Origin of the sequence: Williamsia herbipolensis (genome assembly GCF_036153515.1) — a bacterium.
In the GTDB taxonomy this organism is placed as follows: Bacteria; Actinomycetota; Actinomycetes; order Mycobacteriales; family Mycobacteriaceae; genus Williamsia_A; species Williamsia_A herbipolensis.
Window position 1 is genome coordinate 4,416,118 of record NZ_CP108021.1, and the last position, 15,175, is coordinate 4,431,292.

At 68.3% G+C, this 15,175-nt stretch carries 15 protein-coding genes and 1 tRNA gene; 6 read left to right on the forward strand and 10 right to left on the reverse strand.

Annotated features, from left to right (window positions below):
* Nucleotides 1-12 precede the first annotated feature (12 nt).
* Entirely contained in the window at nucleotides 13-1,608 is a 1,596-nt protein-coding gene (locus OG579_RS20580; protein ID WP_328857467.1) for an esterase-like activity of phytase family protein, read from the reverse strand.
* A 106-nt stretch (nucleotides 1,609-1,714) separates the two neighbouring features.
* Here OG579_RS20580 and OG579_RS20585 point away from each other — a divergent pair, with 106 nt between their 5' ends.
* Nucleotides 1,715-2,560, forward strand: a complete 846-nt coding sequence (locus tag OG579_RS20585; RefSeq protein ID WP_328857468.1) for a hypothetical protein — start codon at nucleotides 1,715-1,717, stop codon at nucleotides 2,558-2,560.
* 21 nt (nucleotides 2,561-2,581) lie between these two features.
* On the opposite strand, the gene OG579_RS20590 is transcribed toward OG579_RS20585, so the two are convergent.
* Together OG579_RS20590 and OG579_RS20595 are read right to left on the reverse strand one after the other, a co-directional pair.
* The gene (locus OG579_RS20590) at nucleotides 2,582-3,325 is read right to left on the reverse strand and encodes an SIMPL domain-containing protein (protein ID WP_328857469.1); all 744 of its coding nucleotides are present in this window, start codon (nucleotides 3,323-3,325) and stop codon (nucleotides 2,582-2,584) included.
* A 4-nt stretch (nucleotides 3,326-3,329) separates the two neighbouring features.
* A complete protein-coding gene (locus OG579_RS20595) occupies nucleotides 3,330-4,217 on the reverse strand; it encodes a LysR family transcriptional regulator (RefSeq protein ID WP_328857470.1) in 888 nt (295 codons plus the stop codon).
* An 85-nt stretch (nucleotides 4,218-4,302) separates the two neighbouring features.
* On the opposite strand from OG579_RS20595, the gene OG579_RS20600 reads away from it, so the two are divergent.
* Entirely contained in the window at nucleotides 4,303-5,001 is a 699-nt protein-coding gene (locus OG579_RS20600) for an alpha/beta fold hydrolase (RefSeq protein WP_328857471.1), read from the forward strand.
* On the opposite strand, the gene galK is transcribed toward OG579_RS20600, so the two are convergent.
* From galK to OG579_RS20615, 3 genes are read right to left on the reverse strand one after another with little or no spacing between them, the layout of a single operon-like run.
* Nucleotides 4,989-6,083, reverse strand: a complete 1,095-nt coding sequence (gene galK, locus OG579_RS20605; protein WP_328857472.1) for a galactokinase — start codon at nucleotides 6,081-6,083, stop codon at nucleotides 4,989-4,991. The genes OG579_RS20600 and galK overlap by 13 nt on opposite strands.
* Nucleotides 6,080-7,207: a galactose-1-phosphate uridylyltransferase gene (gene galT / locus OG579_RS20610; protein WP_328857473.1), complete on the reverse strand. Its 1,128-nt coding sequence runs from the start codon at nucleotides 7,205-7,207 to the stop codon at nucleotides 6,080-6,082. The genes galK and galT overlap by 4 nt, the downstream gene beginning before the upstream one ends.
* Complete coding sequence (locus tag OG579_RS20615; protein WP_328857474.1) at nucleotides 7,204-7,995, reverse strand: DeoR/GlpR family DNA-binding transcription regulator; 792 nt, start codon at nucleotides 7,993-7,995, stop codon at nucleotides 7,204-7,206. The genes galT and OG579_RS20615 overlap by 4 nt, the downstream gene beginning before the upstream one ends.
* Nucleotides 7,996-8,136: 141 nt before the next feature.
* Between OG579_RS20615 and OG579_RS20620 the strand changes: the two genes are divergently transcribed.
* Entirely contained in the window at nucleotides 8,137-9,840 is a 1,704-nt protein-coding gene (locus tag OG579_RS20620) for a sodium:solute symporter family protein (RefSeq protein ID WP_055791628.1), read from the forward strand.
* Nucleotides 9,841-9,877: 37 nt separating this feature from the next.
* Nucleotides 9,878-10,240, forward strand: a complete 363-nt coding sequence (locus OG579_RS20625) for a hypothetical protein (RefSeq protein ID WP_328857475.1) — start codon at nucleotides 9,878-9,880, stop codon at nucleotides 10,238-10,240.
* Here the strand turns inward: OG579_RS20625 and OG579_RS20630 are convergent.
* A complete protein-coding gene (locus OG579_RS20630) occupies nucleotides 10,225-11,214 on the reverse strand; it encodes a hypothetical protein (RefSeq protein WP_328857476.1) in 990 nt (329 codons plus the stop codon). The two genes, OG579_RS20625 and OG579_RS20630, sit on opposite strands and share 16 nt — an antisense overlap.
* An 11-nt stretch (nucleotides 11,215-11,225) precedes the next feature.
* Here OG579_RS20630 and OG579_RS20635 point away from each other — a divergent pair, with 11 nt between their 5' ends.
* Nucleotides 11,226-12,203, forward strand: a complete 978-nt coding sequence (locus tag OG579_RS20635; RefSeq protein WP_328857477.1) for an NAD(P)-dependent oxidoreductase — start codon at nucleotides 11,226-11,228, stop codon at nucleotides 12,201-12,203.
* A gap of 124 nt (nucleotides 12,204-12,327) precedes the next feature.
* Complete coding sequence (locus OG579_RS20640) at nucleotides 12,328-12,672, forward strand: hypothetical protein (protein ID WP_150116425.1); 345 nt, start codon at nucleotides 12,328-12,330, stop codon at nucleotides 12,670-12,672.
* Between the two features lie 13 nt (nucleotides 12,673-12,685).
* Here OG579_RS20640 and OG579_RS20645 read toward each other — a convergent pair whose 3' ends face one another.
* The 3 genes from OG579_RS20645 to OG579_RS20655 all read right to left on the reverse strand — a co-directional run bounded on the left by OG579_RS20645 (nucleotide 12,686) and on the right by OG579_RS20655 (nucleotide 14,963).
* Nucleotides 12,686-14,395 carry a nitroreductase/quinone reductase family protein gene (locus OG579_RS20645; protein WP_328857478.1) on the reverse strand — a complete coding sequence of 570 codons (1,710 nt, stop codon included), beginning with the start codon at nucleotides 14,393-14,395 and terminating at the stop codon, nucleotides 12,686-12,688.
* 48 nt (nucleotides 14,396-14,443) lie between these two features.
* Complete coding sequence (locus tag OG579_RS20650; RefSeq protein WP_045822030.1) at nucleotides 14,444-14,839, reverse strand: VOC family protein; 396 nt, start codon at nucleotides 14,837-14,839, stop codon at nucleotides 14,444-14,446.
* 50 nt (nucleotides 14,840-14,889) lie between these two features.
* Nucleotides 14,890-14,963 (reverse strand) — tRNA-Leu (locus tag OG579_RS20655).
* Between the last annotated feature and the right edge of the window lie 212 nt (nucleotides 14,964-15,175).

Genomic DNA, 15,175 nt, shown 5'->3' on the forward strand with positions numbered 1-15,175 from the left:
TGGCCGCGGGGGTCACCGCACGGTGACCGAGATGTCGGTGTTACGTGTCGTTGCGGGCAGTTTCGTGGTGTCGACGACGAGGATCTCGCCGGAATCCTGGAGCCCGTTCGCGAGGGTCTTCGGTTCGAGGGTGAACGGTGGTGTGGCGGAGGCGAGTCCGGCGAGCCCGAAGTCGCTGTCGTTCGAGATCGCCAGACGCTTGCCTCCGTCGAGGGCCGTCACGCCCTCGATCTTGTCGTGGCCGAAGAAGCCGCCCGAGGGGTCGAGTCCGGTGACGAGTCCGCCGAGGTCGACGTCGAGTGTCTTGCCCGCCGTGACGATCCCCATCGATCGCAGGCGCGCGACGGCGTCGGTGTCGGTCGTGACACCGACCGCGGTCTCGATGGGACGGTTGCCCACCAGCAGTCCGCCGGCGTCAGGGGCGTAGCGACTTCCCGCCACACGCGAGCGGGGCCCGACATCGGTCGCGCCGGAGATGTCGGCGAGCCAGAGCTTCTTGTCGGCCCCGGGTTCGAGCTTGCCGTCGCGTTCGTCGACGATGAAGCGCGTCGTGCTGAGGGCGGTGATCTCCGAGACCGCGACCTTCGTCTTCTGCGGATTCGCCAGGGGGTAGAGGTACTCCGACACCGCGCGCGAGCGGAGGTCGACGGTGACGATGCGTGTCACCGGAACCGATTTCGCCGATCCGGACAGTCCCGGTGTCCTGAGCGCCGATTGCATGATGCCGACGAGGGTGGTGCCGTCCGGTGTGACGGTCAGGCCCTCCATGCCCTGATTCGGCGTGCGCAGTGAGAGCTCGCGGGGCAGGGATCCGTCGAAGGGGGACAGGCGATCGAGTTCCCGGCCGGTGGCATCGACGTGCACGATGAAGGGCCCGTACTCGTCGGAGATCCAGAACGTTCCGTCGGGTAGCGCCACGAGGCCCTCGGTGTCGAGGCCGTGATCGGACGTCGGCAGCGCCGCACCGGAGAGATCGACGAGGGTCTCGCCGGTGGTGGCCTGGGGATCGACCAGGCCGTTGAGGGGCTGACCGTCGGTGCCCTCGAGGGTGATCGTCGAGACCAGTTCTGCGCGACCGGCGACGAGACGGAAGCGACCGATGGCGGGATGAAACTCGGGCAGCGGCAACACCTTCTCGCTGTCGGTGCGCCCGTCGACGTTCGGGCCACGGTCGGTGAGACCGTAGAACTCGGTCGTGCTGCCGGGGACAGCGGTCAACGCCGAACCGAAGGCGCTCCCGCCGATCGGCACCCCACCGATCGTGGTCAGCGGCGCGATGTCGGAGGGGTACAGCGACACCGCGTCGGACGTGGTGGCGGAGATGGTGTCGGTGCCCGAGTACCCGGCCGCCGGCGTGTAGGTGATGCCACCGTTCGCCGCGGGCCGGATGGTCCCGTGGACCGGCTGCGCGAAGCGCACGGGCGTCGCGCCGCCTGTGGCCGCGAGCACCTGGGCCGCGGTGAAGGTGGTCGGCTGTCCTGTCGTGGCGGTCAGCCCGTTCGCGGACGTGTCCGTCGAGTCCGAGGAACACGCACCGGCCGCGACGATCCCGGTGATGGCGACGACCGTCATGGTGCTGCGGAACAGTGTCTTTCGGTCCGTGTGCATCGCGAAGGCCTACCAAGACAGGGCGACGGTCGGGTGACGAGGCGGTGAACGGCCGGCGAGCGTCGAGACCACCGGCCGTTCATGAGTGCGGCTTACGGTCCCGGCCATGACCCGACACCGCCTGCGCGTACTGATCGTCTCCGCGTCCCTGGCCGTCTCGTTCGGCGCCGCCACCGCGACTGCCCACGCCGACGCGAATGCCGTCCCCGACTACGAGGTGAAGCTGGACTTCCTCGCCTCCGCGATCGACGGTTCGGGTGTCCCGACGTCCGCGGTGCGATCGGCGTTCGGTCTGTCGGCCACGGCTTCGACGCGGTCGTACGAGTACTTCGACACCGGCTCGCGTGCGCTCAAGGGGCAGGGATGGAGCGTGCGGCTGCGCCACAAGAGCGGCAAGGACCTGGAGTTGAACTACAAGAAGCGTTTCGACGTCACGAACGGGAACGTGGACGCCGCTCTCAGCACGGCCAATTCGGCCGGTTTCGACTCGTCCGACACCAACTACGACGCACAGGTCGACTGGGGCTACGCGCAGCAGGAGCTCAGTTTCAGCAACGACAAATCGTCGAGTGCGTCGACATACTCCGGCACCACGCTGCCCGGCGAATCGACCGCGCGTGGGCTGCTGGTGTCGAACATCCCGGGCAAACTCGACGACTGGACGTCGAAGAACTGGGGGACCGACCGGCTCTCGGAGTCCGCGGCCCACGGCCCGGTGACCACGAAGGTCTACAGCGGATCGTGGCAGGGCACGGCACCCAGTATCGAGGTGCTGACGGTGCCCGCGGCGTCGGGATCGGGGACGCAGACCGTGATCGAGTTCTCGTTCACCGTCGACACCCGGTCGGAGGCGTCGAACCTACGGTCGCAGGCGATCTCGATCGCCGACGGCAAGGGATGGCTCTACCACGGCGACATCCTCAAAACCGACCTCATCCTCGACCGGCTCTGACGCCGGTCACACCCCGCGGGCTCAGTTCAGGGCCCACTTCACGTTCACCGAGACACTCACCGTCTGCTGACCGGGCTCGATGGGGACGGCGAGACTCTGTGCGCTGCGGGCCGAATCGGCGGTCGACGACTGCTCCTGTCCGCTGACGTTCTCACTGATCGAGAGCACCTTGCCGAGGTCGCTGCCCGACAGCTTGGCGTACTCCTCCGCCCGCTTCTTCGCGTCGGCGAAGGCGCGAGACCGTGCGTCGGAGAGCAGCTTGGAGTTGTCGTCGACCCGGAACGACACCCCGGAGAGTCGGGCCGCGTTGCCGCCGGCCGAGACGGCGTCACCGAGAACGGTCGATGCCTTCGACAGGTCACGCACCGTCACGCGCAGCGTGTTCGTGGCCTGGTAGCCCGAGATGGCGTTGGTCCCACCCGGGAGGGCGCCGGAGTACTGCGGCGTGATCGACACCTGCTGGGTCTGCACGTCGGCCCGGCTCACCCCCGCCGACACCACGGCGTTCGTCACGGTGGTGATCGCGGCGTTCGAAGCCCCGATCGCGGCGGTCACGTCGCCGGCCTGCGTCTCCACGCCGATCTGCGCGGTGAGGGTGTCGGGAGCACCCTCCACCTCGCCGGTGCCGCTCACACTGACCGCGGGCGGACCGTCGGATGACGAGGTGGACGCGGGGGAGTCGCTGCCGCAGGCCGCGACGGCGGACACGGTCGTGAGGACGGCGGCGGCACCGAGCGCACGCAGCGCCCATCGTTGTCGGGTCACCCGGTCAGTGTCCCCGACCCGTGTCGGGCCGGCGAGCGCTTTGCAGGAAGGCCCCGGTGGCGGGGTCGACGCGGCCGTCGCCCCGCCACGCCCACACCAGGCGGGCCCGGGTCTGCGGACGCAGTTCGACACACGTGACGTCCGGCCGAGCGCGGGCGAGGGATTCCGGGACGATCGCGACACCGAGATCGCGGGAGGCCAGGTCGGCCAGCGCGGGCGGTGTCCCGGCCTCGAAGGCGATGCGTACCGACACCCCGGCGGCTGCGCACGCACCGTCGAACTGTCGACGCAGACCTGTTCCGCGCGGCAGGGCGATCAACGGGAGCCCCACGAGCTCGTCGAGTCCCACCGACGTATGCGCCGCGAGGGGGTGGCCGGTCGAGACCGCCGCGACGATCGCCTGATCGGTGATGGTCTCGACCGCGAGGGACGCGGGTGTCTCGTCGACCGCCATCGACGCGATCGCCACGTCGATCCGGCCGTCACGCAGCTGTGCGATCAACGCGTCGGAATCGTCGGTACTCAGGGAGATCTCGACGGCGGGGTGCGCATCGTGGAAGTCCGCCAGGAGTGACGCGAGATCGACGTCGTGCGATGCGACGGTCCCGATGCGCAGGGTTCCACGGATCACGGCACCGACCTCGTCGACGGCGGCGGCGACGTCGGCAACGGCCGCGAGGGCGGCGCGTGCATGCGGCAGTGCCGCCAGTCCGGCGTCGGTGAGTCGGACGACGCGCCGACTCCGGTCGAAGAGAGGGCGGCCGAGCTCGCGTTCCAGGCGCGCGATCTGGGCGCTGACGGCCGGTTGCGCGACACGACAACGGTCCGCAGCGCGGGTGAAGTTGGCCTCCTCCGCGACGGCGACGAGGTATTCGAGCTGACGCAGTTCCATAGTGAGAGCTTATGGTTTGAAGATCGAAGATGTATTGGACTTATGGATCTGGGGCGGCGAGCGTGGAGGGTGGAAGGGAGAGACCATGACCCAGCAACCCACCTACGTCCTGATACCCGGAGCCTGCCACGGCGCGTGGTGCTTCGACGAGCTCGCCGCGACACTGCGCGCGGCGGGGCACCGCGTCCTCGCCTACACCCTGACCGGGGTGTCCGAGAGGGCTCACCTCGCCCATCGCGGCGTGAACCTCCAGACCCACATCGACGACGTGGTCTCAGCGCTCGCCGCCGATGCCTCCGACGATCCGCTGGTGCTGGTCGGGCACAGCTACGGCGGCATGGTGATCACCGGAGTCGTCGACCGACTGCGGGCCCCCGAACGTGTGGTGGCCGCGGTGTACCTCGACGCGTTCGTGCCCCGCGACGGCGAATCGTGCTGGATGCTCACCAACGACGAACAGCGACAGTGGTACTCCGAGGTGGACGCCTCGGGTTTCGGTGTACCGCCCATGCCGTTCTTCGATCCCCGGGCGTCGGCCCATCCGCTGGCCTCGCTGATGCAGCGCATCACCCTGCGTGCGGATCTCTCGGCGATCGGCGAGCGGGTCTACGTGTTCGCGGCCGGGTGGGAGGGAACTCCGTTCGCACCGACCCATCGCCGACTAACCGATGATCCGACGTGGACCACACACGCGTTGCCGGGCGGCCACAACCTGATGCGCGATTGCCCCGAGCACCTCGCGTCCATCGTCGGAGCCGCGGGCCGCGGCGATCAGCGCAACTGATCGACCGAGGCGCCCCGCCCGGCGCGCGCGGTGAACGCGGTCGGTGTGGGCCCACCCGCGCGCTCCGCGGCCGCGACCACCGACGCGACGAGGGTGTCGACGCGTGCCGTCCCGACGAGGGTGATCACGCATCCACCGAAACCGCCGCCGGTCATCCGAGCGCCGAGCGCGCCGGCCGAGCGTGCGGTCTCCGCGATCAGATCGATTCCGGGCGTGGTGATCTCGAAGTCGTCGCGCATGGAGGTGTGGGAGGCGTCCATCATCGCGCCGACCTCCGCGAGGTCACCGTCTCGCAGCGCCTCGCATGCGCGCAGGACGCGGGTGTTCTCGGTGAGCACGTGGCGCGCCCGTCGTCGGTCGACGTCGTCGTGCACCGCGGACAGCACGACGTCGGGATGTCCCGAGGCCACCGCGCGCAGATTCGGCAGTCCGAGGTCGGCGGCGGCCCGTTCACACGAGGCACGACGGGCGGCGTACTCGCCGCCGGCGTGGCCGTGGGTGATGTGGGAATCGATGACGACGAGGGTCACGCCGGCGGTGGTGGGGTCGAACGGGACCGGGTCGACCGTGAGTGAGTCGAAGTCGATCAGCAGGGCCCGGTCGGCGACACCGTGCAGCGACGCCAGCTGGTCGAGCAAACCGGTCGGGGCGCCCACGAAGTCGTTCTCCGCGCGCTGGGCGATACGCGCCCAGGTGAGTCGGTCGGGCACCCCGGTGGCCACGGTGAAAGCGCCGATGAGCGAACACTGCAGTGCCGCCGATGAACTGAGTCCGGCGCCGACGGGGACGTCGCTCGTGATGTGCAGCCGCCCACCCGTCACCGGTCGCCCCTCGACGCCCAGGGACCACGCGACACCGGCGACGTAGGCGGCCCATCCGTCGACCTCTCCGGGGGTGGCGCCGACGGGGATCGTCAGCTGCCCGTATCCCTCGGCGTCGACCACGAGGTGGCCGGAGCCATCGGGTGACCAGCGGACCTCCGTGCGCGCGGTCAGGGCGATGGGGAGCGCGAGACCCTGGTTGTAGTCGGTGTGTTCACCGAGAAGGTTCACCCGTCCGGGCGCCGACGCGACGACGGTCACGCGCCGGCCTCGGCGATGGTGTCGCGGAGACGGCGGGCGACCGATTCGGGCGTCACGTCGGTGATGAAGGCGTCCATCGCCGACTCCGACCCGGCGAGGAACTTCAGTTTGGTCGCCGATCGCCGCACCGACATCAACTCGATGTGCAGGTAGCCCTCGGCCTGCTCGGAATCCGACGAATACTGGTGCACCGCGGCGATGTAGGGCAGCGGTGTCGGGTAGAGGGCATCGAAGGTGCGCAGGATCTGCAGGTAGGTGTCGGTGAGGGCATCGAGCTCGGCGTCGTCGAGTTCGGTGAGGTCGCGGACGCGGCGGTGCGGGTAGATGTGCACCTCCACCGGCCAGCGGGCGGCGAAGGGCACGAATGCGGTCATGTGCTCGGAGCGCGAGACGATACGCGCGCCGTCGGAGATCTCCGTGGCGAGGATGTCGCCGAACAGGTTGCGGTCGTGGGCCGCTCGATGGCGGGACGCCTGATCGAGCATCGACCGCGTGCGTGGCGTCAGGTACGGGTAGGCGTAGATCTGGCCGTGCGGGTGGGTCAGCGTGACGCCGATGTCCTCACCGCGGTTCTCGAAACAGAACACTTCGGCGACCCCGGGTGACGCCGACAGGGCCGCGGTCCGACTCCTCCAGGCGTCGACCACCAGCCGGGCGTGCGCGTGATCCAGCGACGCGAACGACGCCTGGTGATCGCTGGAGAAGCAGATGACCTCGCAGCGGCCATGCCCCACCGCGGACACGGGCGTCTCGGTCGTCTCGGCGGGGAGCACGAAGGTCGAATCGAGCTGTGCGCCGGACAGACTGGGGAAACGGTTCTCGAACACCGCGACGTCGTAGTCGTGGGCGGGCACCTCGCTGTCGGTCCCGGAGGGCGAGGGGCACAGCGGGCACTGATCGGCGGGTGGCTTGTAGGTGCGGTCCTGGCGCAGGGCGGCGATCGCCACCCAGTGGCCGGTGGCCCGATCGAGGCGGATCTCCGACTGCAGGCCGTCACGTGCCGGGAGCGGTCGCAGATCGGTGACGGGACGGGGGTCGCGTCCGGGGAGGCTGAAGAACAACAGGTCACGTCCGTCGGCGAGGTGGGCGACGGTGTCGGCGGGGCGGATCGCGATGTCGCTCATGCGTCGCCCCGCGTCTGCGCCACGCGGACGTCGTCGACGATGTCGGTGAGATCGGCGCGTGCGGCCGCGGTCAGCCCGTCGTCGACGACGAGGGTGTCGACACGATCGAGTGTGGCGATCACGTGCGCGCCCACCTCCTGGTACTTGGTGTGGTCGGCGACCACCACGAGGCGGTGTCCGATGTCGATGAGTCGTCGGTTCGTCTGCGCTTCGGCCATGTTCGGCGTGGTGAGTCCGGCGTCGCGGTCGAGACCGTGCACGCCGAGGATGCTGAGGTCGACGCGGAACGCCGCGAGCGCCGCCTCGGCGATCGGGCCCACCAACGCGTTCGACGGGGTACGCGACCCGCCGGTGAGGTACACCTCGGGGCCGTGGCCGGGCCGGGTGTGCGGATCGGTCAGTTCCTGGAACACCGAGATCGAGTTGGTGACCACGGTGATCGACGACCGCTCGTGGAGTCGGCGGGCCACCTCGAGGGTCGTGGTGCCGGCACTGATCGCGAGCGTCATGCCGTCGTCGATCACGTCCATCGCCGCCGCGGCGATCGACTGCTTCTCGCTGCGCTGTTGTGCGGCTTTGGTTTCCGACCACGGTTCCTCGCCGCGGTTGGTGCGGGCGACGGCGCCACCGTGCACCTTGTGCAGCGCGGCTCCGCTCTCGAGGGCGTCGAGGTCGCGTCGCACGGTCATCTCCGACACGCCGAACTCGTCGGCCAGCACGCTCACCCGCACGGTGCCCTCACGCTCGAGCACGTCGAGGATCCGTCGACGTCGCTGCGCTGCGAGCATCCGGTCTCCCTCGGTCGGCGATCAGACCCGAACAGTATCAAACATCTCGCGTGTTGCTATTTGTTTGTAAATGTGTGAGGTTGTTGGGCGAAGTGACCTGGCTCACGTAGCCGGTTGTTCGTGCATCGAAGGAGCTGTCGAATGAACGTCGCCTCGGACTCCGTGCTCCGGCTCAACGCCGGAGCAGTGGACTACGTGCTGATCGCGCTGTATTTCGTGTTCGTCCTCGGGATCGGGTACATGGCGCGCAGCCAGATCTCCTCGAGTCTGGACTTCTTCCTCTCCGGGCGACGGCTCCCCGCGTGGGTCACCGGAATCGCCTTCGTCTCGGCCAATCTCGGCGCGGTCGAGATCATGGGCATGTCGGCCAACGGCGCGCAGATCGGTCTGGCGACCATGCACTACTACTGGATCGGCGCCATCCCCGCGATGCTGTTCCTCGGCGTCGTGATGATGCCCTTCTACTACGGCTCGAAGGTGCGCAGCGTCCCCGAGTTCATGCGACGGCGTTTCGGCACCGGTGCGCACCTCGTGAACGCGATCAGCTTCGCCGTTGCCCAGGTCCTCATCGCCGGCGTCAACCTCTACCTGCTCGCCACCATCGTCAACGTCATCCTCGGGTGGAGCCAGTGGGTGTCGCTGATCGTCGCCGCGGCGATCGTGTTGACCTACACCGCACTCGGCGGACTCTCGGCGGCGATCTACAACGAGGTGCTGCAGTTCTTCGTCATCCTCGCCGCGCTCGTGCCGCTCACCGTGTTCGGGCTCATCAAGGTCGGCGGGTGGAACGGTCTCAAGGAGAAGATCGTCGACACCACCACCGACGGCAAGGTGACGGCGAGCATCGGCGAGCAGATGTCATCGTGGCCCGGTAATGCGTTGAGCGGCTTCGACAGTCCCGTGTGGTCGGTCATCGGCATCGTGTTCGGACTCGGTTTCGTGCTGTCGTTCGGCTACTGGACGACCAACTTCGTCGAGGTGCAGCGGGCGATGGCGTCGAACTCGATGTCGGCGTCGCGACGCGCACCCATCATCGGCGCCATCCCGAAGATGTTCATCCCGTTCGTGGTGGTGATCCCCGGCATGATCTGCGCCGCGGTGATCGGCGACATGATCTCGCTCAAGAGCGGGCCCAACGCCGCCGACGTGACCTACAACGACGCGATGCTGCTGATGATCCGCGACATCCTGCCCAACGGCCTGCTCGGTGTGGCGGTGGCCGGACTGCTGGCCTCGTTCATGGCCGGTATGGCGGCGAACATCTCGGCGTTCAACACCGTGTTCAGCTACGACATCTGGCAGCAGTACATCGTGAAGAACAAGCCCGACAACTACTACATCACCGTGGGTCGCCTGGCGACGGTCGGTGCGACGGTGCTGGCCATCTTCACCGCGCTCATCGCGTCGGGCTACTCGAATCTCATGGATTACCTGCAGACGTTGTTCGGGTTCTTCAACGCCCCGTTGTTCGCGACGTTCCTGCTCGGCATGTTCTGGAAGCGCATGACCCCCACCGCGGGATGGATGGGCCTGGTGGCCGGAACGCTGTCGGCGGTGTTCGTCTTCGTGCTGTCCGAGACCGGGGTGATCAACCTGCCGGGTCAGGGCATGCCGTTCGTGGCCGCATCGGCGGCGTTCGTCGTCGACATCGTCGTGAGCGTCGTGGTGAGCTCGATGACCGCGGCGAAGCCGGTGAAAGAACTCGTGGGGCTGGTGTACTCCGAGACCCCGGCATCACACTTCACCGACCCGGCCGATGCCGGTGACGCGTGGTTCAAGCGACCGGTCCCGCTCGCGGGCATCGCCCTGGTGATGGTGGTCGCCCTCAACATCGCCTTCCACTGACCTCGACAGGCCTCTCGACATCACGCAGGAGCACATCATGATCACCACGCAACCCCATCCGAGCACCAGCCGGAAGATGCGAATCCTCGCCCGGCTGTTCGACATCCGCATGATCATCGCGTTGTTGATCGGCATCTACGGCATCGTGCTGGTCGTCGCCGGGATCATCCCCGACGTCCTCGGGGTGCAGTCGCATCAACCCGGCGATGCCAACACCGTCGATCTCGAGGCCGGCACCCGGGCGAACCTCTGGGTGGGACTCATCATGGTCGCTGTGGCTGCCCTGTTCGCCGTGTGGGCGGTGGCGCGGCCCCTGCCCGTCGACGACAAGCCCGTCGACGAGAAGCCCTCCGCCGACACCGCCGCCGACGGCTCGACGGCAGATCACGCCGACAGCTGAGCGCCGACCGGCGCGGCGGTCATCCGGCGGAGGCAGGTGGCGAGGATCGCCACCGCGGCGATGGCGTAGACGGTGTAGCTCACCAGCGACACCACGAGATCGGCTGTCCCCGAACCGTACCCGGCGGTGAACGCGCGCCAGGAGTACGTGAGCAGCATTCCGGCCGCGACCGCGAACACCTGGGTGGCACCCCAGCCCGTGCGGCGTGACCAGGCGGCGACCGCGGTGAGCAGCGCGGCGATGGCGCCGATCATGATGACGATCGCCGCCGCGGTCGGCGCATGCATGCCGAGATGGAAGGCGCCCGCGCACAGCATCGTCGTGGCGACCACGACGCCTGCCCGCGGCGCCTGCCCGATGTCGACGCGGGTCGAGCCGTGCGCCCGCAGGGCGATCGCGACGAGGAGCGCAGCGATCGCAGCGGAGACGATCAACTGCGGGGCCGAGGCGATGAAGTGGCCGTAGGCCGGGTAGTTGGTGCCGAACACGACGACCGCCCCGACCACCGTGATCGCGATGACGGCACGCAGGGCCCGCCCGCTCAACCACGGTTCGGTGCGTCGACCCGGTAGGGCGATCTCCATGAGTGCGATCGGTGTCGCGACACTCCACCCGACGTGGAGTGCGAGCACGAAGATCGTCCACGGCACCCCGATCCCCAGCATCGCGATGTGGCCGCGGTCGAGCAGGCGTTGATCGGCGTAGTCGGGGTTGAACAGCGACATCGTGAGCAGTCCCTCCTCGATGATCGCGAACGCCAGACCCAGCAGGAGGACGGACCGCCAACCGAGCCCGCGGCGACGGACGATCTCGCGGATCAGCAGAGCGCCTCCGCCGTACCAGAGGCTCAGAGGGATCAGCAGTGGGAGCATGACGATGGGGAAGTCGCCGAGAAAGAACTCGGCGATCAACGGGGCCAGGAAGTACAGGCCCACGGCGGGGCTGTGGGGCACCGAACGGAGGACTTTTCTCATGCACACCACCGTTGCTCCCACGGAGGCGACGAACCAGTGACAGCTGTCATGGATCGGCGCGTGCAGATGTCACCGCACCGTCGACTCATCACAGGACGACACACGCCAGCTCGACACACGATGAGGGGACGCGCATGACCACGGTTGCATTGCTCGGCACAGGCTTGATGGGGGCGGGGATGGCCCGCAGCATGCTGCGGCACGGACTCGACGTGGTGGTGTGGAACCGCAGCCCGGAGAAGGCCGCGCCGCTGGCCGACGTCGGGGCGCGTGTCGCCGACGACCCCGAATCGGCTGTGCGCGACGCGGACATCGTGGTCACGATGCTCTTCGACGCGGACTCGGTCGCCGAGGTCGCCGAGCAGGTTCTCCCGTCGTTCGGCGACGGCGTCCCGTGGGTGCAGACGTCGACCGTCGGGCTCGACGGCACGCGCCGCCTCGCCGCACTCGCCGAGGAACACGATGTGACCTACGTGGATGCTCCGGTGCTGGGCACTCGTAAGCCCGCGGAGACCGGGGCCCTGACCGTGCTCGCCGGCGGACCGGAGGACATCCGCGACACGGTGAAACCCGTGTTCGACGCCATCGGCGCGAAGACCGTGTGGGTGGGCACCGAACCCGGGGACGGTCATCGGCTCAAACTGGTCGCCAACTCGTGGGTGTTGTCGGTGACGACGGCGACCGCGCAGGCGGTCGGTCTCGCCCAGCACCTCGATCTCGATCCGCGTCAGTTCCTCGGATCCATCAAGGGCGGGCCCCTCGACTGTGGCTACGCACAGCTCAAAGGTGAGGCGATGATCACGGGCGAGCTCGAGGCCTCCTTCGGGCTCGACGGGGCGCAGAAAGACGCCGGCCTCATCGCCGACGCGATGGACGGCAACGAGATGAACTCCGAGGTCATGCGGGCGATCGGGGCGCGTTTCGCGGCCGCATCGGAGGCCGGTCACGGCAAGGACGACATGGCTGCGGTGATCCACGGATTCGAGTGAGCGACGTCATCGGATCGCGCCACGGCGGTGGAATAGCGGCGTCGGGTGGGAAGTTGGACGCTATGTTCAGTACTGGCGGCCGTGTGGTTCGCCGCTCACGCACTTCGACACCCGAGGAGGAACCATGGCTTCCCGAGCAACGAGAACCGCTGGTTCTGGATCCGATGACGCCCGCGGCCGCCGTGCCCGCCTGACGAAGGCCTCCCGGTGGGGCGCGGTGGTCTGGATCGCCTTCATGCTGGGATCGGCGGGCCTTGCTCTCGGGATCGCCGGCATCGCGACGCAGCACGCGGTGCTCGCGCCGATCTCGCTTGCTCTGTGGGTGGTGCTGTACGGCGTCGCGATCTACTCGCTGCGCGCAAGTGCCCGCGCCCGCGGCGATCGCACCCTTCAGGAGCACATCGCCCGCGTACGACGGACCAAGTACCTGCGCGAGTACCCGCATTCGGAGCCGTCGCAGGACCGGTGATCCCCGCGGCGCGTCAGTCGGTGAAGGTGATGCGCACCGAGATCGGATCACTCTGCAGCGCGCGGAATCCGGCAGCGTTCAGCGACGCGAGAACCGGATTGCTCGAGAAGGTCCGCGAACGCGCGACGACGTCGTCGTCGGGTCGGAATGTCGCCTGACCCGTCCGCCAGGTGGATCCCTGCATGATGCGCACCTCGGGGTCGGACTCTATGTTGCGGCCCCATCCCGACCGTCGCCCGTGTTGGCTGATCACCCACGCACCGGTGTCGTCGAAGGCGGCGGCGACCGGCACCCTACGAGCGAGTCCGGTCGTACGGCCGATGGTCTCGAGTTCGGTGGCGAGGTGTGTGCGGACGCCCAGCTTCCGCAGCGTCAGGACAGTCGGGTTCGCCACGTAGCGTCCGATCAGGCGTTCTCGGCGGAACTTGCGCACCGCGGACTGCTGTGACGCCCCGGCCGTGACGGCCCGCTTGCTGCGAAAGGCGTCGATACCGTTGCGCTTGACCGTGGTGACCGCTGTCTTGCGCAGTGGCCGTTGCGGATCCGGCTCGCGGTCTGCGCCCATGGCGTGCAGCTGGTCGGTGTGCCATTGGAGGTCGAGTGCACCCTCGATCGACTTCACGCTCGGCGAGGTCCGGAGTCGGCTGGGCAGCCGGAGGGAGAGGTCGGCGGAATCGAGCACAGGGGTCCGCCCCGAGATGACACGGTGCGCGGACTCGGGAACCACCGCGGTCGGTCGGCCGAGGCCGACGACGTCGCAGTCTCCGGAACCGATGGCCTCCGACATGGCTGTCTCGCTGCGGAATCCGCCGGTGACGGCAATCGGAGTGGAGGGTGCGGCCGCGCGAACCGTCGCGGCGTAGTCGAGAAAATAGGCCTCGCGGGCGCGTGTGCTCGCCGAGGCGGTGCTCGGCTTGCCCATCATCGCGGGGGATTCGTAGCTCCCGCCGCTGATCTCGATGAGGTCGATCGATTCGCGGGAGAGCATCTCGACCACCGCACGGGACTCGTCCTCGGTGAAACCACCGCGCTGGAAATCCGCGGAGTTGAGCTTCACCGCGACCGCGAAACCGGGAGCCACCGCCGCACGGACCGCGCGGACCACCTCGAGTAGGAAGCGCGCCCGGTGGTCGATGTCGCCACCCCACGCATCGGTGCGCAGGTTCGACAGCGGGGAGAGGAACTGCGACACGAGATACCCGTGGGCGGCGTGGATCTGGACGCCGTCGAACCCGCATTCCTCGGCGACGGTCGCGGCGGTGGCGAAGCGCTCGATGATGTCGTGGATCTCGGCATCGGTGAGCTCCCGTGGAGCAGGGATGCCCGGGATGGTGACACCCACCGCCGACGGCGCGACCGTCCGGCCGTCGGTGGTGATCGGATTGCCCTGGCGTCCCGGATGATTGAGCTGCATCCAGATCGGCGATCCACCGTCCTTCGCGGTCTTGGCCCATCGCGTGAGCGCGTCGGCGTCACGGTCGTCCTCGATCACGACGTTGCCGGGTTCGCCGAGGAAGCGGCGGTCGACCATGACGTTGCCGGTCACGAGCAGGCCGTAGCCGCCCGAACCCCACCGGGCGTAGAGGCGTTCGAGCCGGACGTCGGGGGAGTGGTCGTCGGTGCCGAGGCCCTCGCTCAGTGCCGATTTCATGATGCGGTTCGGCAACACCTGTCCGCACGGCAGGGTGAGCGGACTCGACAGCGACAGGGCGGTGGTGGTCATGGCCGCCACGCTATTATGCTATTCACCATAGCGCAAGGTCGCGCCCTGTCAGAAGGCGTCGCCGGTGCGCCAGGCCATCTCCTGCAACGTGAGCGAGTTGCCGTCGGGATCGGCGAACCCGGCGTACCGCACGCCGCCGCCGACGTCGTTCACCTCCCCGATCTCGAGACCCCTGTCGGCGAGTTCGGCTCGCGCGGCGTCGATGTCGGCCACCACGAGGTGCAGCGCCTTCACCGATCCGGGCGCCATCTCGTCGTAGGCCCCCAGGCCCGATCCGAAGCCCAGCGAGCACGCCGACCCAGGCGGCGTCACCTGCACCACCCGTGCGCCGTCGAACGGCGTCACGTCGACGTCGAGGGTGAAGCCCAGGGTGTCGACGTAGAACGCCTTGGCCCGGTCCACATCGGACACCGGGACGATCACGAGCTCGAGCTTCATCTGCATCGGGTGATCATCGCAGTCGCAGCGCACCGTGAGTGCGCTGTGTGGAGAAGTGCCCCCAGTCGGACTCGAACCGACACTGGGCGGATTTTAAGTCCGCTGCCTCTGCCAATTGGGCTATGGGGGCCGTTGCTGTGGGTAACCACCTGTTTTCTGACACACAGCATCTCATCGACTCGCAGTGGGAATCGCGACAGGTCGGACAGTTGCTTGTGACCTACACCGAACGTCGGGAAACGGTCGACGGGCCGGGGGAGGCTGTGTCAAGGTTGAGATGTTCGTGAGCGGTCGGCCGCGGGGTTCCGACACATCTTGACTTCGATCGTCGAGAGCGACACC